This is a genomic window from Pseudomonadota bacterium (assembly GCA_037200975.1).
GTDB lineage: Bacteria > Pseudomonadota > Gammaproteobacteria > Steroidobacterales > Steroidobacteraceae > CADEED01.
In genome coordinates, this window is sequence record JBBCGI010000001.1 from 2,337,000 (window position 1) to 2,360,568 (window position 23,569).

The following is a 23,569-nucleotide window of genomic DNA, read 5'->3' on the forward strand; positions in this document are numbered from 1 at the left end:
TCCGCCGAACCGCCGACGGCCCGACGGCGATATGCGCCAAGCCGACGGGACACTGGAAATAAACAGCCGTCGACCCGGGTCTGGTATCGCGTTGAGTTCGTAAACCAAGACAACAACTCCGGAGAAGTCTCATGAATCTGAAGACCATCGCCATTGCCTCCGCCGTCGGCAGCCTGCTCGCTCTCGGCAGCGCCGCGGCCACGGCGGCCGATGCTCCCGCCAAGGAAAAGTGCGCGGGCATCGCCGCGGCCGGCGCGAACGACTGCGCCACCGCCAAACATTCCTGCGCGGGCCAGTCCAAGGTCGACAAGGGCGCGGACGAGTGGAAGTACGTGCCGAAAGGTGAGTGCGAGAAGATGGGCGGCAAACCCGTCGCCGCCAAAGAAAAAGCGATGTAACGGCCGATGTCACGCCTCGCCACACGAGGTGTGCCGCTGGGGCCGATTCCGGCACGCGCCGGGATCGGCCTCAGGTTCGCCCATCACGATGCGCTGCTCGAAGAGCGTCCGGCCATCGGCTGGATCGAAGCGCATACCGAGAATTATTTTCACGACGGCGCCGCGCCGCGCGCGCTCGAACGCGCCCGGACTAACTACCCGCTCAGCTTGCACGGCGTCGGCCTGGGGCTGGGCTCGGTGGACGGCATCGACCGTGCGCACCTGGCGCGCGTCAAACGCGCCATCGCGCGGTTCGAGCCCGCGCTGGTTTCCGAACACGCCTGCTGGGGACATGCCGGCGGCGAGTTCTTCAACGACCTGCTGCCGCTGCCGTACACGGACGAGGCGGTCATGCTGCTGGCCTCACACGTGCGCGAAGCGCAGGATTTCCTCGGTGTTCAGCTGCTCATCGAGAACGTCTCGGCCTACGTGGCCTTCGAACATTCGCGGCTCACGGAGTGGGACTTCCTCACCGCCGTCGTCGAGCAAAGCGGCTGCGGCCTGCTGCTCGACCTCAACAACATCTACGTCAGCGCGAAGAATCTCGGGCTCGACGCACACGCGTTCATTGCCGGCGTTCCAGCCGCCAGCGTGCGCGAGATCCATCTCGCCGGCCATACGCGCAACGGCGCGATCCTGATCGACGATCACGGGTCTGCGGTGTGCGACGAGGTGTGGGAGCTGTACAGGTGTGCGATCGCGCGCTTTGGCCCGAGGCCTACGTTGATCGAATGGGACACCGACATCCCCGCGCTCCGCGTCCTGGTCGATGAAGCCGCGCGCGCCGATCGCGTGCTCGAGGAGGCGCATGGCCTCGCTGCGTGAGCTGCAGAGTTCGTTCGCCGCGGCGCTGCGCGACCCGCAGGCCGCCTGCCCCGTCGCTCCGCCAGCGAACCTCTCCATCTATCGCAACAACGTCAGCCACGCGTTTCGTTCGGCGCTCGCAGCCAGTTTTCCAGTCGTCCGCCGACGCGTCGGCGACGAGTACTTCGGCCAGCTCGCGCATCACTATCGCAAGGCGTTTCCATCGCGCAGCGGCGACCTGCATTTCGTCGGCCAGGAGTTCGCAGGCTTTCTCGATGAGCATCTGAGCAATGGCGACTATGCGTGGCTCGCCGATCTCGCGCGGATCGAGTGGGCGCGTGAAGAGGCGCTGATCTCTCCCGTACTTCCTGCCGTCGGCGCAGAAGTGCTCGCGCGCTTCGCGCCCGAACAACTGGAAGAGCTGGTTTTCGCCTTCCAGCCGTCACTGCGGCTGCACTCCTGCGCCTACCCGGTCTTTTCCGTTTGGCAGGCCAACCAGGGCACGACTGCTTCTCCAGCGGATCAATCTTTGGGTGCAGAGTGCGGCTTGATCCTTTTACGCGCTGATTCGCTCCGAGTTCGCACGCTGGAGCCCCGCCTCTTCTCTTATCTATGTGCGCTGACCGGCGGCGAGACCCTGGGTGAAGCGATGGAGCGCGCGGCGCTGGATGGCAGCGCCCTTTCGCAGGCCCTCGGGTTCATTTTCATGGAAGGGTTGGTCACCTCGGTGGACCTGGGGTCGATCCCCGTGTGCCCGCAGTAGTTTGAACGGGCAGTTTCTTTCACAATGCCGCGCGCCGACCCGGCCCCTTCAGAACTACAACAAAAAAATATCATGAATGCTCCCGAGGCCCGCCGCCCGCTGGCAAGTCGTTCGACCCGCTGGGCGGGCTTCCTGTCCACTGCCGCGGTCCGCGCCGGCTTCACCGCCGACGGGATCTCCATCCTGTCGTTGCTGGTTGCAGCCGCCGGCGCCGCCGCGCTGCTCCTGCTGCCCAGGCCGTGGAATCTGCTGGCCTGCGCGGCCGGCATCCAGCTGCGGCTGCTGTGCAATCTGCTCGACGGCATGGTCGCGATCGAGGGCGGCAAGAAGTCCAAAGTGGGTGTGTTGTACAACGAGGTGCCGGACCGGGTCGCGGATTCGCTGTTCCTGGTGGCGCTGGGCTACGAGATCGGCATCCCGTGGTTGGGGTGGCTCGCGGCATTGGCCGCTGCCGTCACGGCCTACATTCGCGTGCTCGGCGGAACCTTCGGCCTTGCGCAGGACTTTCGCGGGCCGCTGGCCAAACAACATCGCATGTTCGTCATGACGCTCGGTTGTCTCATCGGCTGTGGCGAATATTTCGTGGACGGCGGAGAGCGTGCGGTGATCGCGGCGGCGTGGATCATCGCCATTGGCGCCATCGTCACGTGCGGCACACGCATTCACGCCATCGCGCGCCAGTTGAAGGCGCGCTAGATGATGCGCCCCTCGAGCGCGCTGCTGGTCGGCGTGGTCAAGCTGCTGGTGGGCGCCTATGCGCGCTGGATCGGCACGGTTCCCGGCCCGGCGCAACGCATCTACTACGCCAACCACACCAGCCACATCGACACGCTTGCGATCTGGTCATCGTTGCCGCGCAGCCTGCGCCGGCGCACGCGGCCGATCGCCGCGCGCGACTATTGGGGAACGGGCATCAGGAAGTACATCGCAACACGCGGCTTCGGCGCCGTGCTGATCGACCGCGCGCGCGAGAACGCGGCGGTGGATCCGCTCGAGCCGCTGCGCGCCGCGCTGCGCGACGGCGATTCGCTGATCATCTTTCCGGAAGGCACGCGCGGTACCGGCGCCTTGCCGGCGCGTTTTCGCAGCGGCCTGTTCCGGCTGGCGACGGAGTTTCCTGCCGTGGAGCTGATACCCGTGTATCTCGACAACCTGCATCGCAGCCTGCCGAAGGGTGCGTTGCTACCGGTGCCCATCGTGTGCACGGTGCGTTTCGGTGCACCGGTCGTACTTGCGAGCGGCGAGAGCAAGGAGACTTTTCTCGAACGCGCGCGCGCGGCCGTGATTGCGCTTGCGGACCCCAAGGCGGCCGCATGATCGATCACCTGCGCACGATTCCCGTCGAATTCTTCTGGCTGTTCGGCGCACTCGTGATCTTGTTAGGTATCGCCTCGGCTGTGGCCACGTTGCTGGCGCGCCGGCCGGGGGATGAAAAAAAGGCTGCAAGCCGCGCCAATCTGACCGCGCGCATCAATGCGTGGTGGGTGATGGTCGGCATTCTCGCCGTGGCGTTCCTCGCCGGGTCGACGATGACGCTGATCTTGTTCGCGCTGGCTTCGTTCTTCGCCTTGCGCGAATTCATCACGTTGACGCCGAGCCGGCCCGGCGACCGTTTGCCTTTGTCGCTGGCATTTTTCGTGGTGTTGCCGCTGCAGTTCGTGCTGATCGGCACGGCGCGATACGGCATCTTCGCGATCTTCATCCCGGTGTATGCGTTCCTGCTGCTGCCCTCGATCGCGGCGTTGCGCTCCGACATCGACGATTTCCTCTCGCGCAGCGCGAAACAGCAGTGGGGTCTCATGGTGACCGTGTACTGCCTCAGTCATGCACCCGCCCTGCTGATGCTGGAGATCCCGGGGCAGGCCGGCCGCAGCGCGCTGCTGTTGTTCTATCTACTGCTGGTCGTGCAGATGAGCGACGTCATGCAGTACGTGTTCGGCAAGTTGTTCGGGCGCACGAAGATCGCGCCGGTGGTGAGCCCGTCGAAGACGGTCGAGGGCTTCGTCGGCGGCGGCCTCGCCGCCACCGCCATCGGTGGCGCGATGTGGTGGATCACACCGTTCACCTGGTTCGAGTCGGCGGCCATCTCCGCGGTCATCGTGTTGATGGGATTCCTGGGCGGGCTGACGTTGTCCGCGGTCAAGCGCAGCCTGGGGGCGAAGGACTGGGGAGTCATGATCGAAGGTCATGGCGGCATGCTCGATCGCACCGATTCGATCTGCTTCGCTGCACCGGTGTTTTTCCACATCGTGCGGTTTTTCTACACGTAGTTCGGGGTCGGCCATGCGCGCAGCAGTTGTCGGATTTGTGCTCGCAATGTGCGTCAGCGCGGCGCCGGTCTTTGCGCAGCAGCCGAAGGCAGCTGCCGAGAAGTTCACGCCCGTGCCCGTGATCTTCGATACGGACATCGGTACCGACATTGACGATGTCTACGCGCTGGCGCTGCTGCTGCAGCGCCCGGAGCTGCAGGTGCTCGGTGTCACGACGGTTTCGAGCGATGCCGTGGCGCGGGCGCGGCTCGCCGCGAAGTTCCTGTACGTCGCCGGCGGCAAGTGGGCGAGCCTGCCGGTGTACGCCGGCATTTCCACGCCGCTCCAGTACATGAAGCAGGTCGAATGGGCGCGGGGTTTCGAGTCACCCAGCCTGCATGTCTCCGGCGGAGTGGAATTCATGCGCCATGAGATCAACCGGCGCCCCGGGGAAATCACCATCATCGCGGTCGGCGAGCTCACGAATATCGCCGCGCTGCTCGAGGCGGAGCCGGGCATCGGAAAGAAGATCCGTGCGATCTCGCTGATGGGAGGTTCCATCTACCGTGGCTACGCGGCCGGTTCGAAGCCGGAGCCGGAGTGGAACATCAAGTCGAATGCCGCCGCCGCGCGCGCGGTATTTGCTTCGGGTGTGCCGCTGCTGGTGGCACCGCTCGATTCCACGGCGGACCTGAAGATGACGCCCGAGATGCGCGTGCAGGTTTTTACGCGCGGTACTGCGGTCAACGATGCGTTGGCCGCGCTCAACTCCATCTGGCGCCACACCAATCACTGGAACGGCGAGAATCCGACATATTTCGATGTGTTGGCGGTGCAGCTCGTGCAGCCGCGCAAGCCCTATGAACTCACGCCATTACACATCGAAGTCAGCGCCGATGGCGCAACCAGACCGATTCCGGGCGGCAAACCCAATGCCGAAGTGGCGCTGAAGATAGACGCAGGCTCTTTCATGGCGGAGAGCATCGCGCTGCTGAATCGCTGAGCCGGCTGCGCGCCGCTTCGCCGGTGAACAGACTCGGGGGAACCACGGGAAAGGACGTGTCGCTTCGCGGCGCGGCCCATTCCTACACCGAACTACCCGGCCCGGCGCTTTCCCTTACTTGACTCTCAAATTCGCGCCGCGCATAACTATTTGGCCGCCAGGTAGCGGTAACAACTCGAGGAGCAGCGCAGCAAACGGACACCGAGTTCGTTTTCTGGAACACGCGTTAACTAACTAGTCGATCGCTTCGCGCGCCGGATCTCGCCAGCGCGCGCCACATAGAGGGGGAAATTCTATGAGTCTCGTTCTGAAGAGAATCGCCGTGACGCGCACGAAGCTCGCCATGGCTGTCGTCCTGATCGCAGGTCTTGGTGCTTCGCCGGCCAACGCCCAGCAGTGCCTCACGGCGAACCAGACCGGCACCAACAACGGCTTCTACTATTCGTTCTGGAAGGACAGCGGCAACGTCACGTTCTGTCTGCAGGCGGGAGGCCGGTACACATCGCAGTGGAGCAACATCAACAACTGGGTGGGCGGGAAGGGCTGGCAGACGGGCAGCCGACGCGCGGTGAGTTACTCGGGCACCTTCAGCCCGAACGGCAATTCGTATCTCACCCTCTATGGGTGGACGACGAATCCGCTGGTCGAGTACTACATCGTGGACAGCTGGGGATCATGGCGCCCGCCGGGCTCGGGGTTCATGGGCACGGTGACCAGTGATGGCGGCACCTACGACGTCTACCGGACCCAGCGAGTCAATCAACCTTCCATCATCGGCAACGCGACGTTCTATCAGTACTGGAGCGTGCGTCAGCAGAAGCGCGTGGGCGGAACCATCACCTCTGGAAATCACTTCGACGCGTGGGCCGCGTATGGAATGAACCTGGGAACGCACAACTACCAGATCCTGGCCACCGAGGGCTACCAGAGCAGTGGCAGCTCTGACATCACGGTGAGCGAGGGGACGAGTGCGCCCCCAGGCGGTGGTGGCGGCGGCGGTGGCAGCAAGACCATCGTCGTACGTGCGCGCGGCGTCGCCGGTGGGGAATCCATCACGCTCAAGGTCAACAACCAGAACGTCCAGACCTGGACGCTGGGCACCAGCATGCAGAATTACACGGCGACGACGTCGTTGAGCGGTGGCATCACGGTGGCCTACACCAACGACAGCGGCAATCGTGACGTGCAGGTCGACTACATCCAGGTGAACGGTGCGACGCGGCAATCGGAAGCCCAGAGTTACAACACCGGGCTATACGCCAACGGCCGTTGCGGCGGCGGATCGAACAGCGAGTGGATGCATTGCAACGGGCAGATCGGGTACGGCAACACGCCGTGACCTGATGCTCTGAACGGCGCGCGGCGGAGAGTCTCCGCCGCGCGCCTGACTCGAGCGCGTTACCAGATACGGACGCGATCCTCCGGCTTCAGATACATCTTGTCGCCCGGCTTCACGCCGAACGCTTCATACCAGGCATCCATATTGCGTTCCGGAAACGTGCCGCGCGCGGGATGCGGCGAGTGTGAGTCCGTCAGCAGCATCTGCCGCAAGGCGTCGTCACGCATCTTCGAGCGCCACAGCTGCGCGAAGGCCAGGAAGAAGCGCTGGTCGCCCGTGAATCCGTCGATGACCGGCGCGGGTTGGCCCTTGAGCGAAAGCTGGTAGGCGCTGTAGGCCATCTGCAGCCCGCCCAGGTCGCCGATGTTTTCGCCCATCGTCAGCTCACCGTTGATGCATGCCCCCTCGAGCGGACAGTACGTGTGGTAGAGCGCGGCCAGCTTTTTGGTCGCCGCGAGAAATTTCGCGTTGGTTTCCGGCGTCCACCAGTTGCGAACCTTGCCCGACCCGTCGAACTCTCGACCCTGGTCGTCGAAGCCATGGCCGATCTCGTGACCGATGACGGCGCCGATCGCGCCGTAGTTCACCGCCGGGTCCGCGTTCGGATCGAACAAGGGCGGCTGCAGGATGCCGGCCGGGAAGGTCATCTGGTTCTTGAGCGGGTTGTAGTAGGCATCGATCGTCTGCGGCGACATGTCCCACTCGACTCGGTCGACCGGCTCCTTCAGGCGTTTCGCACGTCGCTCCCAATCGAAGAGCCGCGCGTTGCGGGAATTTTCGAAATGTTTACCGCGTTCGATGACGAGCTGTGAGTAGTCGCGCCAGGTGTCCGGGTACCCGACGCGCGGCTCGAAGGCGTCGAGCTTCTTCTGCGCTTCCGCGCGCGTGGCGTCGTCCATCCAGGCGGACTCGGCCAGGCGCTGCTTGAGTGCGGCGCGCAGGTTCACGACCATGTCGTCCATCTTCGCCTTGGTTTCCGGCGGAAAATATTTCCGCACGTAAATCTGGCCCAGTCCTTCCCCGATGGATTCGTCGAGCAGGCGTAGGCCGCGCTTCCAGCGATCGCGCTGTTGTTCGATGCCACGCAGCGCCTTGTTGCGGAAGTCGAATTGCGCCGTATCGAAGGCCTTCGGCAGGTCGGTTGCGTACGAATCCACGAAATGGAAAGTCATGTACGCCTTCCAGTCGGCAATGGGCTCCGTGCCTAGCAGCTTGGCGCCGTCGCGTATCGCAGTGGTTTCATTGACGATGAAGTTTTTTGCTTCGCCGAGACCCACACCCGCGAGCACCACATCCCAATCGACGGTCGGCACATATTTCTCGAGCGCCGCCAGATCCATCGGGTTGTTCGTCTTGCTGACGTTGCGGCGCAGGTCCTCGGGCCAGGCAACCTGCGCGATCTTGTTCTCGAGCTTGATGACCTTTTTCGCGGAGGCGGCCGGATCCGGAGCGCCGATGAGCTCGAAGAGCTTCGTGACGTAAGCGAGATAGGCCGCGCGGTAGGCGTCGAACTTGGGGCCCTTGTTGATGTAGTAGTCGCGGTTCGGCATGCCGAGGCCGGACTGCGATACCCACACCGTGTACCGCGTCGGATCCGCGGTATCTGCTTCGACGAAGACATTGAAGGGCGCCTGGAAGTCGATCGAGCCGACCAGCTTCATGAGATCCGTCTTGTCCTTGGCGGCATCGATCTGCGCGAGATACGGCTTGAGCGGCTCGATGCCACGCGCCTCGATGCCGGCGTCGTCCATCCAGCTGGCGTACAGATCGGCGACTTTCTGGTCGACGCTTCCGGCAGCGGGTTTGCTGGCGGCGAGCTCATCGACGATGCCGTGGAGGTTGGCCTCGGTCTTGTCGAACAGGGCGACGATCATCCCGTTGAAGGGCCGGTCGGCGGGGATCGTCGCGGTCGCCAGCCATTTGCCGTTCACGTAGCCGTAGAAGTCGTCGCCGGGGCGGACGCTGGTATCCATTTGGGCGAGATCCACGCCGAAGGATCCGAAGGCTGGCTTGGCAGGAACAGGTGGGGGTGCAGGCGGTTCGACTTGCTTGCCACAGGATGACAGGACAAGAACCGCCAGGACGCAAGGCAGGGTGGAGAAACGCATGGGATGTACCGAGGAGTTCAGATTTCCGAAGCGTACTCCTGGCATTGCGTTGCGTCGCAACCGAACTCGCCGGAGCGTCCCGAAAGTGCGGCGAGCGGAGTCAGGCGTCGAAGTCCCGCCGGTATGTCCGGCCGCTGGCGATGGGCAGGCCCTGCCGCGACCGGCCCTTCTACGCATCGAGAAGGGCGAGGCGCATCGCCGCGCGCCCGTCAGACAGCGCGGTAGTTAGACATCCAGGTTAGAAACTGCCAGCGCGTTTTTCTCGATGAACTCGCGGCGCGGCTCCACCTGGTCACCCATCAGCGTGGTGAAGATTTCGTCCGACGCCAGGATATCCTCGATGCGCACCTGCATGAGCCGGCGCGTTTCGGGGTTGATGGTGGTGTCCCAGAGCTGCTCCGGGTTCATCTCACCCAGGCCCTTGTAGCGCTGGATGGACTGACCCTTGCGCGCCTGGTCGAGCAGCCAGAGCATGGCCTGCTTAAACGAGCCGATCTCTTCGCGCGCGCCATCGCGCGCGATATACGCACCCTCGCCGATCATCCCTGCCAGCGTCTTGCCGAGCTCGACGATGCGGCGGTACTCGGCCGACTCGAAGAATTCCTTCGGCAGCGCTTTTTCGGTGATCGAGCCGTGTTCGGTCTTGCTGACCATCACGCGGGCCGGATGGCCGTCGACTTGGCGCAGTTCCACGCGATAGTTGCGCGGGCTGTCGGCCAGGCCACTCAAGTGGCGCGCGAGATCCGCGGTCCAGTCGCGCATCCAGTCGACGCGGTCGAATTCCGCCGCGGTGACCTCGGGCATGTAGATGAGCTGGTCGAGCAGACGCTCGTCGTAGCGGCGCGCCCAGCGCTTGATGATGGCCTGCACTTCCATGTACTGGCGCGCCAGGCCTTCCAGACCGGGACCTGACAGCGGTGGCGCGCTGCCGTTGACGTGCAGCGCCGCGTCGTCGAGCGCCGAGGCCAGCAGCATGGTGTTGAGCTCGAGGTCGTCCTTGACGTAGACCTCTTGCTTGCCGCGCTTCACCTTGTACAGCGGAGGCTGCGCGATGTAGATGTGGCCGCGCTCGATCAGCATCGGGATCTGGCGGTAGAAGAACGTGAGCAGCAGCGTGCGGATGTGCGAACCGTCGACGTCCGCGTCCGTCATGATGATGATGCGGTGATAACGCAGCTTGTTGATGTCGAACTCGTCGCGACCGATGCCGCAGCCGAGCGCGGTGATCAGCGTGCCGACTTCGACGGACTGCAGCATCTTGTCGAAGCGTGCCTTCTCGACGTTGAGGATCTTGCCCTTCAGCGGAAGGATCGCCTGCGTGCGGCGGTCGCGGCCCTGCTTGGCGGAGCCACCGGCCGAGTCACCCTCGACGATGAAGATTTCGCACAGCGCCGGATCTTTCTCCTGGCAGTCGGCGAGTTTGCCGGGCAGGCCCGCGATATCGAGCGCGCCTTTGCGACGCGTCATCTCGCGCGCCTTTCGGGCCGCTTCGCGTGCGCGCGCGGCGTCGATGATCTTGCCGACGATGGCCTTCGCTTCGGCCGGATGCTCGAGCAGGAATTCCGAAAGCTTCTCGGCGACGGCGGATTCCACCACGCCCTTCACTTCCGACGAGACCAGCTTTTCTTTGGTCTGCGAGGAAAACTTCGGATCGGGTAGTTTGACGGACAGGATGGCCGTCAGACCTTCGCGCGAATCATCGCCCGTGGTCGGCACCTTCTCCTTCTTCGCCGCCATCTCTTTTTCGATGTAGTCGTTCAGCGTGCGCGTGAGCGCGGCGCGGAAACCGGAGAGATGGGTGCCGCCGTCCTTCTGCGGAATGTTGTTCGTGTAGCAGAACATCGACTCGGTGTACGAATCGTTCCACTGCATCGCGACTTCGACGCCGATCGGGCCTTCCTGGGTCTTGAACCAGAACACCGAGGGATGAATGCCCGAGCGCGAACGGTTCAGATGTTTGACGAACTCCTGCAGGCCGCCTTCGTGCTGGAACACATCGGACTTGGCCTCGCGCTCATCGATGAGTTCGATGCGCACGCCGGAGTTGAGAAACGACAACTCCCGCAAACGTTTGGCTAAAATGTCGTAAACGAACGTGATGTTCGTGAAAGTTGCTGGACTTGGCTTGAAACGCACCGTAGTTCCACGTTCCGTGGTCTCACCGGTGACGGCCAGTGGCGCGACGGGATTGCCGCCGCGAAATTCCATCTTGTGGACCTTGCCGTCGCTGTTGATCGTCAGCCAGAGATGATCGGAGAGCGCGTTCACCACGGACACACCGACGCCGTGAAGACCGCCGGAAACCTTGTACGAGCTGTCGTCGAATTTGCCGCCTGCATGCAGGACGGTCATGACGACCTCGGCGGCCGAGCGTCCCTCGTCGGGGTGAATGTCGGTCGGAATTCCGCGGCCGTTATCCGAAACGGTTACGGACTCATCGGCGTGGATCGTGACGACAACGCGGTCGCAATAGCCGGCCAATGCCTCGTCGATCGCGTTGTCCACGACCTCGAAAACCATGTGATGGAGGCCGGTGCCGTCATCGGTGTCGCCGATGTACATGCCGGGTCTTTTTCGAACGGCGTCGAGACCCTTTAAGACCTTGATTTTGCTGGAGTCGTAGACGTCGTCGTTGGCCATGACTGACTCGGAAAAACGGGCCGGAATTATACCCGTTTCACGCGCCCTTGTTCCACGTGAAACGTCGCTTTAGGTGCTTGAAAAAGCGCGGTTTCCGGGGTCAGCGACGTGGCAATCATCTGGCATCGGAGCGATGCCAATTCATCGAACAAACGCTGCAGATTTTTCTCATCCAGCTCGGCGGCGGGATCGTCCAGAAGCAGCACCGCATTCATGCCGAGCTCGTCCTGGAGCAGCTGCAGTTGCGAAACGATCATGGCGACGGCCGTGAGCTTCTGCTGCCCGCGCGAGAGCGTCTCCCGGGCAATGCGATTGCTCCGCCTGAGCGTGACATCCGCGCGATGCGGGCCGGACGATGTCATTCCACGTGCCCGGTCCCTTTCCAGATGCGATTTAAGCGACTCCTCGAGCGCGGTACCGGCCGCCCAGCCGGAGAAGAATCCCGCGCTGACATCGAGGCCACCGAATCGATCGAAAGTCTTCGCAAGCCGTGGAGCAAGTCGATTGAGCGCCTGTTGGCGGGAGGCCGTGATCGCCTCGCCGTTCCGGATCAGCTCGCCATCCCAGGCTTTCGTATCGCCTGCTCCGGATCTCAGCGCGGCATTCCGTTGCTTCAGGGCGCGGTTGTAGCGTGCCCAATGGAGGCCGAAGCTTGGTTCCACGTGGAACACAAGCCAATCCAGCCAGCGCCGACGGCGCTCGGGTCCCTGATCAACGAGCTTGTGGATTTCCGGGTCGATCGCCTGAACGGGCAGTACGCCGGAGAGTTCGAGCAGCGATTGAGCGTTCTGGCCATTGATCCTGGCCCGCGTGCCGCCGTCTGCCGCGATTTCTACTCCCGCCTGCTTGGATGGCACATCGTCCGTGCGGCCGAATACGGTCAAAGCCGTCGAGCCGTGGCGAATGAGCCTCTCGCTGCTGCGGGTTCGAAACGACCGCCCGCGGCCCAGCAAAAAAATCGCCTCCAAGATGGATGTCTTGCCTGCGCCGTTCGCACCTGAGATGAGGTTGAGCTGCGGCGAAAATTCGAGCACCGCGGATTCAACGCTGCGCAGATTCTCGATCCGCAGTTCGGCGAGCGACATCGACTGCGGCCGCCGAGCTGCGGCTTAGAGCCGCATCGGCATCACGACGTACTTCGAACTCGTGATGCCAGCCGCGCGCACCAGACAGCTGCTGTTCCCGTCGGTGAGGCCAAGAACAACCTTCTCGGAGTCCACCGCGGCCAACGCATCCAGCAGGTACGTGACGTTGAAGCCGATCTCGACCTCGTCGCCCGTGTAAGTGACCTCGACCTGGTCTTCGGCCTCTTCCTGTTCGGGGTTATGTGCCTGGATCGTGACGAGATCTGTCTTCAAATTGATGCGAACTCCGCGGTACTTCTCGTTTGAGAGAATGGCGGTGCGCTGCAATGCCTGGCGCAGGCCCTCACGGTCAGCCTCGACCTGCTTGGTGGGATTCGCGGGAATCACGCGGCCGTATTCGGGGAACCGGCCGTCAATGAGCTTAGAAGTGAATCGAATGTCGCCAATCTGCACGCGAACGTGGCTTGTGCCAATGGCCAGATCAACCGTTCCGTCTCCGCCCAGGATGCGCTGCAGCTCGAGCACACCTTTGCGCGGCAGGATTACCTGCTGGTTGGTTTTGGCTTTCGACTCGAGTTCGGCCTCGCTGAGTGCCAATCGATGACCATCGGTCGCGACCGCACGCAGGGTTTTACCCTCCGTTTCGAGCAGCAGACCGTTCAAGTAGTAGCGAACGTCCTGCTGTGCCATCGAAAAGTGTGTCTTGTCGATCAAACGTCTGAAATCTCCCTGGGACAGAGTCAGCGTCTGCTGCGCGTTGATTTCTTCGACCACGGGAAACTCGGCGGCGGGCAACGAAGAAAGCGTGAACCGCGATTTTCCGCCCTTGATCGAGACACGATCGCCGTCAGTCGCCACCGTTACAGCCGTCTTTTCCGGCAGCGCGCGGAAGATGTCCAGCAATTTACGGCCCGGAACGGTCACGTCTCCCGGTTGATCGACCTTGGCGTCAGCCGATGCGACCAGCTCCACCTCCAGATCGGTACCCGTAATGCTGATCCGGTTGTTACGCGCCGCCAGCAACACATTGGAGAGAACCGGCATCGTCTGCCGACGTTCAACGACGCCAATGACGCTTTGCAGGGGAGCGAGGATTTGCTCGCGGGTCGCGGAGAGCTTCATGCGATTGCCTTCTGTTCTTAAGATTTTAAAGTCAGTAGTAGCAGTAGTAGAGCCTGTGGACTGTTGGGATAACCCCAAATCGCGCCTTTGAATCAGTCCCTTATCTTCCCTTCACTCGCTGGACGAAGTTACTCACACCCTGATCATCCCCTGTGTGTGACCTGTGGACTCTTTTATCCACAAAATTATCCACAGGCCTTCCACAGTCATCCGGTCAGGGTTCTCAACAGGTTTTGATAGTCCTCACCGACGCGTTGCTCCGCTACGCGCAACTCACGGATCCGCCCGCAGGCATGCAACACGGTGGTGTGGTCGCGACCGCCAAACGCATCGCCGATTTCCGGAAGGCTGTGCGTGGTCAATTCCTTCGCGAGCGCCATCGCGACCTGGCGCGGCCGCGCGATGGAACGGCTACGGCGTTTCGAAAGCAGATCTGCCACGCGCACTTTGTAGTAGTCCGCCACCGTCTTCTGAATATTTTCGATAGTGATCAATTTCGCCTGCAATGTCAGCAGGTCTTTCAACGCGTCCTTGGTGAATTCGAGCGTGATCGGCCGACCGGTGAATCGCGAATTCGCGATCACGCGTTTCAGCGCACCCTCGAGCTCACGCACGTTGGAGCGGATCCGTTTCGCGACGAAGAACGCAACCTCTTCCGGCAGCTGCACGTTCGCCGCCTGCGCCTTGCCGATGAGAATCGCCACGCAGGTCTCGAGCTCGGGCGGTTCGATGGCCACGGTCAAACCCCAGCCGAAGCGGGATTTCAAGCGTTCTTCGAGACCCGACACTTCTTTCGGATAACGATCCGCCGTGACGATCACCTGCTGCTGCCCTTCGAGCAGCGCATTGAACGTGTGGAAAAATTCTTCCTGCGAGCGATCCTTGTTGGCGAAGAACTGGATGTCGTCGATCAAGAGCGCATCGAGCGAGCGATACGCAGTCTTGAACTCGTTCATCTTGTTGTGCTGGAGCGCGATGACCATGTCGCTGACGAAACGCTCGGAATGGATGTACGCGATGCGCGCATCGGGATCGCGTGCCTTGATGGCGTGACCCACGGCCTGCATGAGATGCGTCTTGCCGAGACCGACACCGCCGTAGATGAACAACGGGTTGTAAGCGCGGCCCGGATTTTCGGCGACCTGGATCGCCGCGGCCTTCGCGAGCTGATTGCTCTTGCCCTCGACGAATCCGTTGAACGTGAAATCGGGATTGAGCCGGACACCGACGACGATGCCTTCGCTGCGCTTCGGGCGCGGGATGCCGTTCGGCTCCGGCTCGCGAATCTGCACGACCTCGGGACCACGCGAACCAACTTCCACCGTCACGATGGGAGCATCTCCCTCGACGAAGCGACGGACGATCTCACCGAGACGCGACAATAAGTGGGTGTTGACCCAGTCCACCGCGAAACGATTGGGGGCGAGCAACTTGAGCGCCCCGCTGCTCTCCACCGCCTGCAGCGGCCGGACCCACATGTTGAAATGCTCGCCCGGCAACTCGTCCTCGAGCGCACGCACGCAGCGCGCCCACAATCCGCTCTCCACCCGCAGGCTTTCGCTGGTCGCTGCTGTCACGGGGTGGATTGTCCGGTTGGGGGTTACGGGAAAAAAGGGGGAGCGAGTCTAGCCGTTCCAACCGGCTTTCTGGAGGGTCTTTCTCGCGAGGATTGTTGACACTGGCGGCACCCGCTGCGTAACCTTCCCGCCCTTTTTTCCGAGAGATCAGCGGCTTCGGGCCGATCATCATGAAACGCACTTATCAGCCGAGCAAGATCAAGCGCAAACGCGCCACCGGGTTCCGCGCCCGCATGAAGACGACTGGCGGGAAAAAGGTTCTCGCGCGCCGCCGTTCCAAGGGCCGCAAGAAAATCGTTCCCTGACGCGTCAGCGTCGCGGCGCGGGCAGCTATGCCGCCCACTGATCGTCTACGCCTCGGCGCCGAACTGCGCCTGCGCAGCAAGCTGCAGTTCGATGCCCTCTATGCGTCGGGCAAGCGTATCGACGATCGCTTCTTCGGGCTGCGCGTGCGGCCCAATGGTCTTGGATTTCCCCGCATCGGCCTTGCCGTCGCCGTGAAGACGGCCGGCAACGCGGTGAAGCGCAATCGCCTGCGGCGCCTGGTCCGCGAGACCTTTCGTCTGATCCAGCATGAACTGCCTGCGGTCGATATCGTGGTCGCGGCAAAATTCCCCTCGGCTGAAGCACCGGCGACAACGCTGCGTGCTAGCCTCGCGACCCTTTGGCAACGCGTCGTTCGTACATGCGCTTCGTCCTGAAATTCCTGATCCGCGGGTACCAGCTCGCCATCAGCCCGCTGTTCGGGCCGCGCTGCCGTTTCTATCCCTCCTGCTCGCAGTACGCGATGGAGGCGATCGAAACGCACGGTGCCCTGCGCGGTATCTGGCTCACGATCAAACGCATTTCCCGCTGTCACCCTTTCCATGAAGGCGGTTTCGATCCGGTTCCGAACCGCTGCCTGAAACATTCGCATGACCAATAACATCCGCGTTTTCCTCTGGCTTGCGCTCGCCCTGGCCGTCTACGTCAACTTCAGCCAGTGGCAGATCGACTACGCGCCGAAGCCGGCGCCGCCCGCTGCCACGACCAGCACGACCCTGCCCGATGGCACCGTTATCGAGACAAAGCCGGCGACTATCGAGGACACTGTTCCATTAGCGGTACCATCGGCGGCTCCCGGAGCCGCGGATGCTGTCCCCCAGACGGCCCAGGCCCCTTCGGCCGCGCCGGCCGCCGTGCTCGAAAGCGGCGGCATCGTGCGCGTCACGACCGACGTGCTCGTCCTCGACATCGACCTGAAGGGCGGCACGCTGGTTCGCGCCGAGTTGACCGGCTATCCGATGGTCAAAGGTCAGCCCGCGCCGGTGGTGTTGTTCAACCGCGATTCGGCCGCGACTAACTACGTCCTGCAGTCGGGCCTGAGCGGCGACAAGGCCGAGGAGCGTCGCCCGACCCATCTCGAGACATTTACCAGCCCTGCCACGCAGTACTCGCTGGCGCCTGGCCAGGACGAGATCCGGGTGCCGTTGACCTGGACCGATGGCAACGGCGTCACCGTCACCAAGACCTTCGTCTTTCATCGCAGCATGTTCGTGGTGAATCTCGAGTACTCGATCGACAACGAGTCCGATGTCCCGTGGGTCGCGCACTCCTACGCGCGCATCATGCGCACCGATCCGGCGGTCGAACGTTCGATGTTCAAGGTCGAGAGCTTCGCCTTCCGCGGGCCCGCGATGTGGGCCGTCGACAAGAACGAGCCGAATCGCGAGAACCGCTACCGCCGTCTCAAGGTCGACAAGGCCGAGGACCAGGTGCCCGTCGACGTGAAAGACGGCTGGCTCGCCGGCATGCAGCACCACTTCGTCAGCGCGATCGTGCCCGACCGCTCGAAGACCTACCGCTATTCGCTGCTCGTGCGCGATCGCCTGTACGTGCTCGGCGCCCTCGGCCCGACCGAGACCGTCGCACCGAAGGCGCAGCTTCTCATAAAGGAAAACCTGTTCGTCGGTCCCAAGCTGCAGCGGCAGCTCGACACGCTGCATCCCGAATTGACGCGCGTGGCCGACTACGGCGTATTGACCTTCCTCTCGAAGCCGCTGTTCGCGCTGCTGGATTTCCTGCACGGCCTGGTCAAGAACTGGGGCGTGTCGATCATCCTCGCGACGCTGCTGCTCAAGCTCATGTTCTATCCACTGGCGCAGTACTCGGGCCGCTCGATGGCACGCATGCGGGCGCTGGCGCCGCGCATGAAGGCGCTGCAGGACACGTACAAGGACGACCGCACCAAGCTCGGCCAGGCGACGATGGAGCTGTACAAGACCGAGAAGGTGAACCCGCTCTCGGGCTGCCTGCCCATGCTGATCCAGATGCCGGTGTTCCTGGCGTTCTACTGGGTGCTGCTCGAAAGCGTCGAGATGCGCCAGGCGCCGTTCTTCGGCTGGATCAACGATCTGTCCGCGCGCGATCCGTTCTTCATCCTGCCCGCACTCAACGGTCTTGCGATGTGGATGCAGTACAAGCTGAACCCGCCGCCGCCGGATCCGGTGCAGGCGAAAGTGTTCCAGTTCATGCCGCTGGTGTTCTCGGTGATGTTCGCGTTGTTCCCCGCCGGCCTGGTGCTGTACTGGGTGACGAACACGGGCCTGTCGATCCTGCAGCAGTGGAACATCAACCGCACGATCGCGGCCGAGGACAAGGCCCGCAGGAAGTAGCTGCCGCGCTGCAGCGCCGGGCAACCGGCGTAGACTCGTTTTCCGCGCGGAACTGCGTGTACACATGAGTCATACCGAAACCATAGTGGCAGCGGCCAGCCCGCCGGGACGCGGCGGAGTCGGTGTCGTGCGGGTTTCGGGGCCGAAGACGCCGGAGATCGCGGCTACACTGGTCGGTGAACTGCCCGTCGCGCGCCACGCCACGCTGGCGCAATTCCTCGATGCCGCCGGCGAGCCGATCGATGTCGGTCTCGCGCTGTTTTTTCCGGCGCCGCATTCATATACCGGCGAGCACGTCTTCGAGCTGCAAGGCCATGGTGGCCCGGTGATCGTCGAGGCGCTGGTCGAACGCTGCATTCAGCTCGGCGCACGCCGCGCGCGGCCCGGTGAATTCACCGAACGCGCGTTCCACAATGGCAAGATCGATCTTGCGCAGGCGGAGGCCGTCGCGGATCTCATCGACGCCGGCTCGCGTGATGCCGCGCGCGCGGCGATGCGCTCCCTGCAGGGCGAGTTCTCGAGCATGGTGCAGGGATTGACCGACGCGCTGATCGACCTGCGCACCTACGTGGAAGCCGCGATCGACTTTCCCGAGGAAGAGGTGGATTTTCTCGGCGATACGGAACTACACGAGCGTCTAGCTACCGTGCGCGGACACTTCGACGGCGTCACGGCCGCGGCCGGGCAGGGCCGTTTGCTGCGCGACGGCATGACCGTGGTGCTCGCCGGGCGTCCCAACTCCGGGAAGTCGAGCCTGCTCAATCGCCTGGCCGGTTACGACGCGGCCATCGTCACTGCCATCCCGGGCACCACGCGCGACATCCTGCGCGAACGCATCGACATCGATGGCCTGCCCCTGCACGTGCTCGACACCGCCGGTCTGCGCGACTCGGACGACCTCGTCGAACGCGAAGGTGTGCGGCGTGCGTCCGCGGAGATGTCGCGCGCCGATCGCGTGTTGTTCGTGATCGACACGGCCAACGATCCGCTGGGCCAGGCTTTCACGGAGGAACATGCGCGGCTGCCGCCCGATGTTCCCGTCACGCTGGTGTTCAACAAGATCGACCTGGGTACCGGCGTACCCATGGCCGATGCCTCGTCCGGGCCGCCGCGTGTCCATGTATCCGCGGTGACCGGAACCGGCCTCGATCTGCTGCGCGCGCACCTCAAGGATTGTGTAAGTTTCCAGACGGCGGGCAACGGCAGCATCTCCGCACGGCGGCGTCACATCGAAGCCCTCGCGCACGCGCGGGAATGTGTCGAGAGTGCGGCGCGGCAACTTACGCAAAGCCGCGCCGGAGAACTTGTGGCGGAGGATCTGCGGGCGGCGCAGAAGGCGCTCGAGGAGATCACCGGAGTTTTCACCGCCGACGACTTGTTAGGCCGCATCTTCGGATCGTTTTGCATAGGAAAATGAAGGCGTGTGGGTAGGTAATCGCTGTTATCCGCCGAACGACGTGCAGCTCGCGCTGGAGAGCCTGTTCGGCGAATCCGTGGCCGGGATCAAGGTCATCCAGTATTCGATCTACGTGCGCTTCCACTGGCGCGCGATCGCCACCACGCGCCCCGATCGCATCTACCTGCGCGGCAGCGGCAAGGAGTTCTTCGCCGACGGGCCGCTGGTGCTGCACGAGTACTTCCACGTGATCCGCCAGTGGGCGACGGGCGATATGACGATTCCGCGCTATCTACTCGAGTGTTTCCGCCGTGGCTACTGGGACAATCGCTACGAAGTGGAAGCGCGCGAATACACCTCGACGGAGATCTTTCGTTACCGGGCGCTGCTGGCGCAGCACCGCACGGCGGCGCTGCCACCGGGCGTGCACCCGATCCGGCGCAAATCCGCCTGAGCTGACTCAGCCGAGCAGTGCTTCGCGCCGGTACAACCGGCCGGCCAGAAACATCAGCAATACGCCGTAGACCAGCGTGCTCGTCACCGAGATCGCCACGTGCAGCGGCACGATGGGCTCGGCGCGCACGATGGTCGTCAGCAGCAGATGCTGGCTCAGGAAGGGCACGAACATCAGCGAGGTTTTCGCCTGCAGCCCGAGGATGCCGGCGAACATCAGCGGCATCGTCGGAATGGTGATGACGAGGCCGAGGTACGTCTGCGCTTCCCGGTAGCTCTTCGCGAATCCGGAAATGATGCTCAGGTACGAAGCACCGAACAGGATGAGCGGCGCGCAGCAGGCGATCATCTTGGTCGCTGCGGCCGGACCCAAGTTTGCGGTGATGCCCACCTGCTCGAGGCCGACGAAGCTGATGGCAATCGCGAACATGATCACCGTCAGCACCAGCGACACGAACATGTACGTCGCGGCCGCGGCGATCTTGCCGTAGATCAGATGCTCGCGCGGCACGGGTGCGGTGAGCAGCATTTCGAGCGAGCCGCGCTCGCGTTCGCCGGCGGTGGCATCGATCGCGAGATACAGGCCGCCAAACAACATCGCCAGCAGCACGATGTACGACAACATGTTCAGCACCAGCACCGAGCGGCTGGAAGGTGTCGACACGTCGATCTCCTGCACGGAGATCGGCAGCACGGACAAAGGCTCGATGCCGCGCGCGAGGAAACGCAGCTGCGCGATCTCTATGCCGTACTGCGAAATCAACGCACGCACGCGGCCGACGCCGCGGCGATCGAAGCCGCGCGAACCGTCGGAATAGAGGACGACCGGCGCCGGCTCACCCGCCTGCAGGCGAGTGCCGAAATCCTCCGGGATATCGAGGATGATCTTGTGAGTCTGCGTCGCGACTGCGTCGCGCATTCCAGTTTCATCGAGCGTGACGGGCTCGATGTCGACGCCTCGCGCACGCAAGTGCGCGAGCAGGTTGGGCGCGCGCTCCGCATGGGTGACGGCTACTTGAATGTTTTCGTCCGACTGCTCCTCGGCATGTGAAATGCCGAACTGCACGATCGCGGCCACGAGAATCGGGCCAAACAACGGGCCGAACACCAACGCCGACATCAGCGTGCGCCGGTCGCGCAGGTTCTCGCGGAACTCCTTGCGGAACACCGCCCAGACGCCGTGCAGGTTCACTTCGTTGCCTCGTCGCCGGTGCCCATCAGATGCACGAATGCATCTTCGAGCTGGCTGTTGCCGGCGTGCGCGCGGATGTCGGCGAGGGCGCCCGCGGCCACCACCTGGCCGCCGGCGATCACGACCACCGCGTCGCACAGCTGTTCGACTTCCTGCATCACGTGACTCGAGAACAGCACGCAATGCCCGGCATCGCGCAGTTGCAGCAGCAGCTTGCGCAGGCCACGCACCGCCATCACGTCGAGGCCGTTGGTCGGCTCGTCCAGCAACACGTTGCGCGGCCGGTGGATCAGCGCGCGGGCCAGCGCGGTTTTGAGCTTCTGCCCCTGCGAGTAGCCCTTCGCGTAGCGGTCCGCGAACGGCTGCATCTCGAGCAGCTCGATCAACTCAGCGGCGCGCGCGTCGCGATCGGCGCGCGACATGCCATGCAACTCGCCGAAGTAGGCGATGTTCTCGCGCGCGGTCAGATGGTTGTAGATGCCGGCACCGTGCGACAACACGCCAATCGCACGCCGCGCCGCGATCGGATCCGCGGTCACGCTCGTGCCGTCGATCAACGCATCGCCCGAGTCGGGCTTGAGCACCGTGTACAACATGCGCAGGGTCGTGGACTTGCCGGCGCCGTTCGCGCCTAACAACCCGGTGATCTGCCCGTCGCGCGCGGTGAAACTCACGCCGCGCACCGCGGCGACGCTGCCGAAGGACTTGCTGAGGGCGCGCGCTTCTAACATGGCATCTGGCGTGGATTCACGGCGCGGGGCCCGCCAGCGTGGTGAAGAACGGCATCGGCGCGAGTTTCGCGGTGCACTTGGTGTCGAGACCCTTCGCGCTTCCCGCCTTGATGAAATCCGCGATCACGCGATCGACGCAGGGCGCGGCCAGTTGCCCGTGCCCGTGGCCGGCGACGATCACGTGTTTGCTGTCGGCGAAGGCGCGCTGCGCCAACGTGGCGTATTCGGGCGGCGTCACGGGATCGTCGGCCCCCGACAGCAGCAGCGCCGCGGCCTCGCTCTGGAGCGGCGCGTGCAGGTCGGCATCGACGACGCCCTTCGGCCAGTCGGCGCAGGCCTCGATGAGCTGCTCGACCTGCAGCGCACCCATGTGCGTGCCAGCCAGCGCGGCGCGATCGAGCTTCGCGGTGTCGATGAGCGGCGTGTCTTCGCTGCACGCGACGCTGTTGTGCATGCCGTAAGCAAAAGCCTCCTCCAGCGAATGCGCGAACACGCGGAACTGGTTGGCGAGCGGCGTGTAGTTCTGTTCGTGCACGGCCAGATGCAGCGACAGCGGCAGCAGCGCCGCCTGGTCGTCGTTGTAGCTGGCAAATCGCAACACGGCGGAAAGGTGCCGTGGCGTGAAATCGAAATTGATGGGCCGTCCGGTGACCGCGTCCGCCACGACCGCGCGCACTGGTTTGACCTCCAGCGCAGCACGCAACGCGTGATAGTCCGCGTTCGGATCCGCGAACGCTTTCGCACAGGAGGCATCGTTCGTGCAGCGTTTGAGGATGCGCTCGAGTGCGCGCTCCGCGTCGATGGCGATTGCCGGGCCCAGCACCTGCTCGGGATTGATCACGCCGTCGAGGATCAGCGAGCGGGTCGCCTTGGGATACTTGCGCGCGTAATGCTGCGCCACGCGTGTGCCGTACGACCCACCGTAGAGATTGATGCGGTCGTATCCCAACGCCACGCGAACCGCGTCGAGATCGCGCACCGCGATGCTGGTGGTGTACTGGCGCAGATCCGAGGTCTTCGAGAGATCGTCGCGGCATTTGCGATTCGCCGGACCGACTTCCACTTCGTTGAATTTCTCGAAGATGTTTTCCGTCTCGTAGTTGCAGTCGAGACGATGCGAGCGGCCGGTGCCGCGCTGATCGAGCAGGATGATGTCGCGGTCGCGGCGCACGCGATCGAACGGCGCGGCAGAGGAGGTGTACAGATCCACCGCCGACGTGCCGGGACCGCCCGCGATCAGGAACAACGGGTCCGGCGCCTTGTTGAGGCTGATCGCCGGCACACGTGCGACGAATAGCTCTATCTGCCGGCCATTCGGCTGGTCGGGATTCTCCGCGACCTTGAACGTCGCGCATTCGGCGGACAGCGCCAGCATGCGGGCTGGATGTTCGAGCCGGCACGGAGCGAGCAAAATCGTCGGGGTGCTGACCTCGGCCTGCGCGATTGCGGCGAATCCCAAGAGTCCTGTGAGGGCGCAAAGACGCTTCATGCGGCGCGCAGGATACACGAGCGCGAATGTCCGGCCGCGCCCGGCGCAGTGGACGAATTTTCAGAACGCGAAATGAAAAGGGCGCGCCGATCGCTCGACGCGCCCCGACTCCTGCAATCGTCCGCTGCGACTAGTTGCGATCCTGGGCATCGTGCTTCTGGCGATAGATGCGGCGCGACTGCTGGTTCGCCTCGTGCTGCAGGTGGGCGCGCTCGCGCGCGGTCACCGTGCCGTCGGACTTCGCGCGGGCTTCGGCGCGGCGCAGGTGGACCTGGCCGGCGGCGAGACGGCGCGTTTCGCGACGCGTCAGTTCGCCATTGGCCACGCCGTTGTAGATGCGTCCCGCCTGATGGTTTTCGCGGCGATCGAGGCGGGGCGTGCCGGCGGCGGCAGTGCCCGCCATCGCCAGCGAAACAGCCAGACCGAGACCGGCCAGTAGGGTCGACTTCTTCATGTGGATCTCTCCTGCAATTCGAGCCGGAAATCGGCGCTCTTGTTCTCTAACAACGCCGCGGGCGCGGTGGCGT

General features: G+C 63.6%; 23 protein-coding genes. 14 read left to right on the top strand and 9 right to left on the bottom strand.

What is annotated here, in order from left to right:
* Nucleotides 1-131 precede the first annotated feature (131 nt).
* The 8 genes from WDO72_10460 (at nucleotide 132) to WDO72_10495 (ending at nucleotide 6,595) form a co-directional block, all read left to right on the top strand.
* Entirely contained in the window at nucleotides 132-398 is a 267-nt protein-coding gene (locus WDO72_10460) for a DUF2282 domain-containing protein (protein MEJ0086096.1), read from the top strand.
* A 6-nt stretch (nucleotides 399-404) separates the two neighbouring features.
* Entirely contained in the window at nucleotides 405-1,262 is an 858-nt protein-coding gene (locus tag WDO72_10465) for a DUF692 domain-containing protein (protein MEJ0086097.1), read from the top strand.
* On the top strand, nucleotides 1,246-2,004 hold the full coding sequence (locus tag WDO72_10470) for a DNA-binding domain-containing protein (GenBank protein ID MEJ0086098.1): 759 nt from the start codon (nucleotides 1,246-1,248) through the stop codon (nucleotides 2,002-2,004). Before WDO72_10465 ends, WDO72_10470 begins: the two co-directional genes overlap by 17 nt.
* A 72-nt stretch (nucleotides 2,005-2,076) precedes the next feature.
* Nucleotides 2,077-2,700, top strand: a complete 624-nt coding sequence (locus WDO72_10475; protein ID MEJ0086099.1) for a CDP-alcohol phosphatidyltransferase family protein — start codon at nucleotides 2,077-2,079, stop codon at nucleotides 2,698-2,700.
* On the top strand, nucleotides 2,701-3,321 hold the full coding sequence (locus WDO72_10480) for a lysophospholipid acyltransferase family protein (protein ID MEJ0086100.1): 621 nt from the start codon (nucleotides 2,701-2,703) through the stop codon (nucleotides 3,319-3,321).
* Nucleotides 3,318-4,274, top strand: a complete 957-nt coding sequence (locus WDO72_10485; GenBank protein MEJ0086101.1) for a phosphatidate cytidylyltransferase — start codon at nucleotides 3,318-3,320, stop codon at nucleotides 4,272-4,274. Before WDO72_10480 ends, WDO72_10485 begins: the two co-directional genes overlap by 4 nt.
* A gap of 13 nt (nucleotides 4,275-4,287) precedes the next feature.
* On the top strand, nucleotides 4,288-5,256 hold the full coding sequence (locus tag WDO72_10490; GenBank protein ID MEJ0086102.1) for a nucleoside hydrolase: 969 nt from the start codon (nucleotides 4,288-4,290) through the stop codon (nucleotides 5,254-5,256).
* A 343-nt stretch (nucleotides 5,257-5,599) separates the two neighbouring features.
* Entirely contained in the window at nucleotides 5,600-6,595 is a 996-nt protein-coding gene (locus WDO72_10495) for a glycoside hydrolase family 11 protein (GenBank protein MEJ0086103.1), read from the top strand.
* 59 nt (nucleotides 6,596-6,654) lie between these two features.
* On the opposite strand, the gene WDO72_10500 is transcribed toward WDO72_10495, so the two are convergent.
* The 5 genes from WDO72_10500 to dnaA form a co-directional block, all read right to left on the bottom strand.
* Nucleotides 6,655-8,568, bottom strand: coding sequence for a M13 family metallopeptidase (locus WDO72_10500; GenBank protein ID MEJ0086104.1), 1,914 nt, complete (start codon nucleotides 8,566-8,568; stop codon nucleotides 6,655-6,657).
* Nucleotides 8,569-8,928: 360 nt separating this feature from the next.
* Nucleotides 8,929-11,343: a DNA topoisomerase (ATP-hydrolyzing) subunit B gene (gene gyrB, locus WDO72_10505; protein MEJ0086105.1), complete on the bottom strand. Its 2,415-nt coding sequence runs from the start codon at nucleotides 11,341-11,343 to the stop codon at nucleotides 8,929-8,931.
* 26 nt (nucleotides 11,344-11,369) lie between these two features.
* Nucleotides 11,370-12,428: a DNA replication/repair protein RecF gene (gene recF / locus WDO72_10510; protein ID MEJ0086106.1), complete on the bottom strand. Its 1,059-nt coding sequence runs from the start codon at nucleotides 12,426-12,428 to the stop codon at nucleotides 11,370-11,372.
* Between the two features lie 24 nt (nucleotides 12,429-12,452).
* On the bottom strand, nucleotides 12,453-13,550 hold the full coding sequence (gene dnaN, locus WDO72_10515) for a DNA polymerase III subunit beta (protein ID MEJ0086107.1): 1,098 nt from the start codon (nucleotides 13,548-13,550) through the stop codon (nucleotides 12,453-12,455).
* 206 nt (nucleotides 13,551-13,756) lie between these two features.
* The gene (gene dnaA / locus WDO72_10520) at nucleotides 13,757-15,103 is read right to left on the bottom strand and encodes a chromosomal replication initiator protein DnaA (GenBank protein ID MEJ0086108.1); all 1,347 of its coding nucleotides are present in this window, start codon (nucleotides 15,101-15,103) and stop codon (nucleotides 13,757-13,759) included.
* A 194-nt stretch (nucleotides 15,104-15,297) separates the two neighbouring features.
* Between dnaA and rpmH the strand changes: the two genes are divergently transcribed.
* The 6 genes from rpmH to WDO72_10550 all read left to right on the top strand — a co-directional run bounded on the left by rpmH (nucleotide 15,298) and on the right by WDO72_10550 (nucleotide 19,631).
* Nucleotides 15,298-15,432: a 50S ribosomal protein L34 gene (gene rpmH / locus WDO72_10525; protein MEJ0086109.1), complete on the top strand. Its 135-nt coding sequence runs from the start codon at nucleotides 15,298-15,300 to the stop codon at nucleotides 15,430-15,432.
* 27 nt (nucleotides 15,433-15,459) lie between these two features.
* Entirely contained in the window at nucleotides 15,460-15,828 is a 369-nt protein-coding gene (gene rnpA / locus WDO72_10530; protein ID MEJ0086110.1) for a ribonuclease P protein component, read from the top strand.
* Nucleotides 15,813-16,052 (top strand): membrane protein insertion efficiency factor YidD, encoded by a 240-nt coding sequence (gene yidD, locus WDO72_10535; protein ID MEJ0086111.1) that lies wholly within the window; start codon nucleotides 15,813-15,815, stop codon nucleotides 16,050-16,052. The genes rnpA and yidD overlap by 16 nt, the downstream gene beginning before the upstream one ends.
* Complete coding sequence (yidC, locus tag WDO72_10540; protein MEJ0086112.1) at nucleotides 16,042-17,781, top strand: membrane protein insertase YidC; 1,740 nt, start codon at nucleotides 16,042-16,044, stop codon at nucleotides 17,779-17,781. Before yidD ends, yidC begins: the two co-directional genes overlap by 11 nt.
* Nucleotides 17,782-17,845: 64 nt before the next feature.
* On the top strand, nucleotides 17,846-19,198 hold the full coding sequence (gene mnmE / locus WDO72_10545) for a tRNA uridine-5-carboxymethylaminomethyl(34) synthesis GTPase MnmE (protein MEJ0086113.1): 1,353 nt from the start codon (nucleotides 17,846-17,848) through the stop codon (nucleotides 19,196-19,198).
* Between the two features lie 4 nt (nucleotides 19,199-19,202).
* On the top strand, nucleotides 19,203-19,631 hold the full coding sequence (locus WDO72_10550; GenBank protein MEJ0086114.1) for a hypothetical protein: 429 nt from the start codon (nucleotides 19,203-19,205) through the stop codon (nucleotides 19,629-19,631).
* Between the two features lie 6 nt (nucleotides 19,632-19,637).
* Here the strand turns inward: WDO72_10550 and WDO72_10555 are convergent, their stop codons facing one another.
* From WDO72_10555 to WDO72_10570, 4 genes are all read right to left on the bottom strand, one after another.
* Entirely contained in the window at nucleotides 19,638-20,822 is a 1,185-nt protein-coding gene (locus WDO72_10555; protein ID MEJ0086115.1) for an ABC transporter permease, read from the bottom strand.
* Entirely contained in the window at nucleotides 20,819-21,553 is a 735-nt protein-coding gene (locus tag WDO72_10560; GenBank protein MEJ0086116.1) for an ATP-binding cassette domain-containing protein, read from the bottom strand. Before WDO72_10560 ends, WDO72_10555 begins: the two co-directional genes overlap by 4 nt.
* 16 nt (nucleotides 21,554-21,569) lie before the next feature.
* Nucleotides 21,570-23,042, bottom strand: coding sequence for an alpha/beta hydrolase (locus WDO72_10565; protein MEJ0086117.1), 1,473 nt, complete (start codon nucleotides 23,040-23,042; stop codon nucleotides 21,570-21,572).
* Nucleotides 23,043-23,172: 130 nt separating this feature from the next.
* Nucleotides 23,173-23,496, bottom strand: a complete 324-nt coding sequence (locus tag WDO72_10570) for a hypothetical protein (protein ID MEJ0086118.1) — start codon at nucleotides 23,494-23,496, stop codon at nucleotides 23,173-23,175.
* Nucleotides 23,497-23,569 lie beyond the last annotated feature (73 nt).

Excerpts from the sequence above, each read along its gene's own strand:
- WDO72_10570 (MEJ0086118.1), bottom strand. The coding sequence starts at position 23,496 with ATGAAGAAGTCGACCCTACTGGCCGGTCTCGGTCTGGCTGTTTCGCTG.
- dnaN (MEJ0086107.1), bottom strand. The coding sequence starts at position 13,550 with ATGAAGCTCTCCGCGACCCGCGAGCAAATCCTCGCTCCCCTGCAAAGC.
- gyrB (MEJ0086105.1), bottom strand. The coding sequence starts at position 11,343 with ATGGCCAACGACGACGTCTACGACTCCAGCAAAATCAAGGTCTTAAAG.
- yidD (MEJ0086111.1), top strand. The coding sequence starts at position 15,813 with ATGCGCTTCGTCCTGAAATTCCTGATCCGCGGGTACCAGCTCGCCATC.
- WDO72_10495 (MEJ0086103.1), top strand. The coding sequence starts at position 5,600 with ATGGCTGTCGTCCTGATCGCAGGTCTTGGTGCTTCGCCGGCCAACGCC.
- yidC (MEJ0086112.1), top strand. The coding sequence starts at position 16,042 with ATGACCAATAACATCCGCGTTTTCCTCTGGCTTGCGCTCGCCCTGGCC.
- WDO72_10470 (MEJ0086098.1), top strand. The coding sequence starts at position 1,246 with ATGGCCTCGCTGCGTGAGCTGCAGAGTTCGTTCGCCGCGGCGCTGCGC.
- WDO72_10500 (MEJ0086104.1), bottom strand. The coding sequence starts at position 8,568 with ATGGATACCAGCGTCCGCCCCGGCGACGACTTCTACGGCTACGTGAAC.
- WDO72_10490 (MEJ0086102.1), top strand. The coding sequence starts at position 4,288 with ATGCGCGCAGCAGTTGTCGGATTTGTGCTCGCAATGTGCGTCAGCGCG.
- WDO72_10565 (MEJ0086117.1), bottom strand. The coding sequence starts at position 23,042 with ATGAAGCGTCTTTGCGCCCTCACAGGACTCTTGGGATTCGCCGCAATC.
- recF (MEJ0086106.1), bottom strand. The coding sequence starts at position 12,428 with ATGTCGCTCGCCGAACTGCGGATCGAGAATCTGCGCAGCGTTGAATCC.
- WDO72_10460 (MEJ0086096.1), top strand. The coding sequence starts at position 132 with ATGAATCTGAAGACCATCGCCATTGCCTCCGCCGTCGGCAGCCTGCTC.
- WDO72_10475 (MEJ0086099.1), top strand. The coding sequence starts at position 2,077 with ATGAATGCTCCCGAGGCCCGCCGCCCGCTGGCAAGTCGTTCGACCCGC.
- WDO72_10485 (MEJ0086101.1), top strand. The coding sequence starts at position 3,318 with ATGATCGATCACCTGCGCACGATTCCCGTCGAATTCTTCTGGCTGTTC.
- rnpA (MEJ0086110.1), top strand. The coding sequence starts at position 15,460 with ATGCCGCCCACTGATCGTCTACGCCTCGGCGCCGAACTGCGCCTGCGC.
- rpmH (MEJ0086109.1), top strand. The coding sequence starts at position 15,298 with ATGAAACGCACTTATCAGCCGAGCAAGATCAAGCGCAAACGCGCCACC.
- mnmE (MEJ0086113.1), top strand. The coding sequence starts at position 17,846 with ATGAGTCATACCGAAACCATAGTGGCAGCGGCCAGCCCGCCGGGACGC.
- WDO72_10480 (MEJ0086100.1), top strand. The coding sequence starts at position 2,701 with ATGATGCGCCCCTCGAGCGCGCTGCTGGTCGGCGTGGTCAAGCTGCTG.
- WDO72_10560 (MEJ0086116.1), bottom strand. The coding sequence starts at position 21,553 with ATGTTAGAAGCGCGCGCCCTCAGCAAGTCCTTCGGCAGCGTCGCCGCG.
- WDO72_10465 (MEJ0086097.1), top strand. The coding sequence starts at position 405 with ATGTCACGCCTCGCCACACGAGGTGTGCCGCTGGGGCCGATTCCGGCA.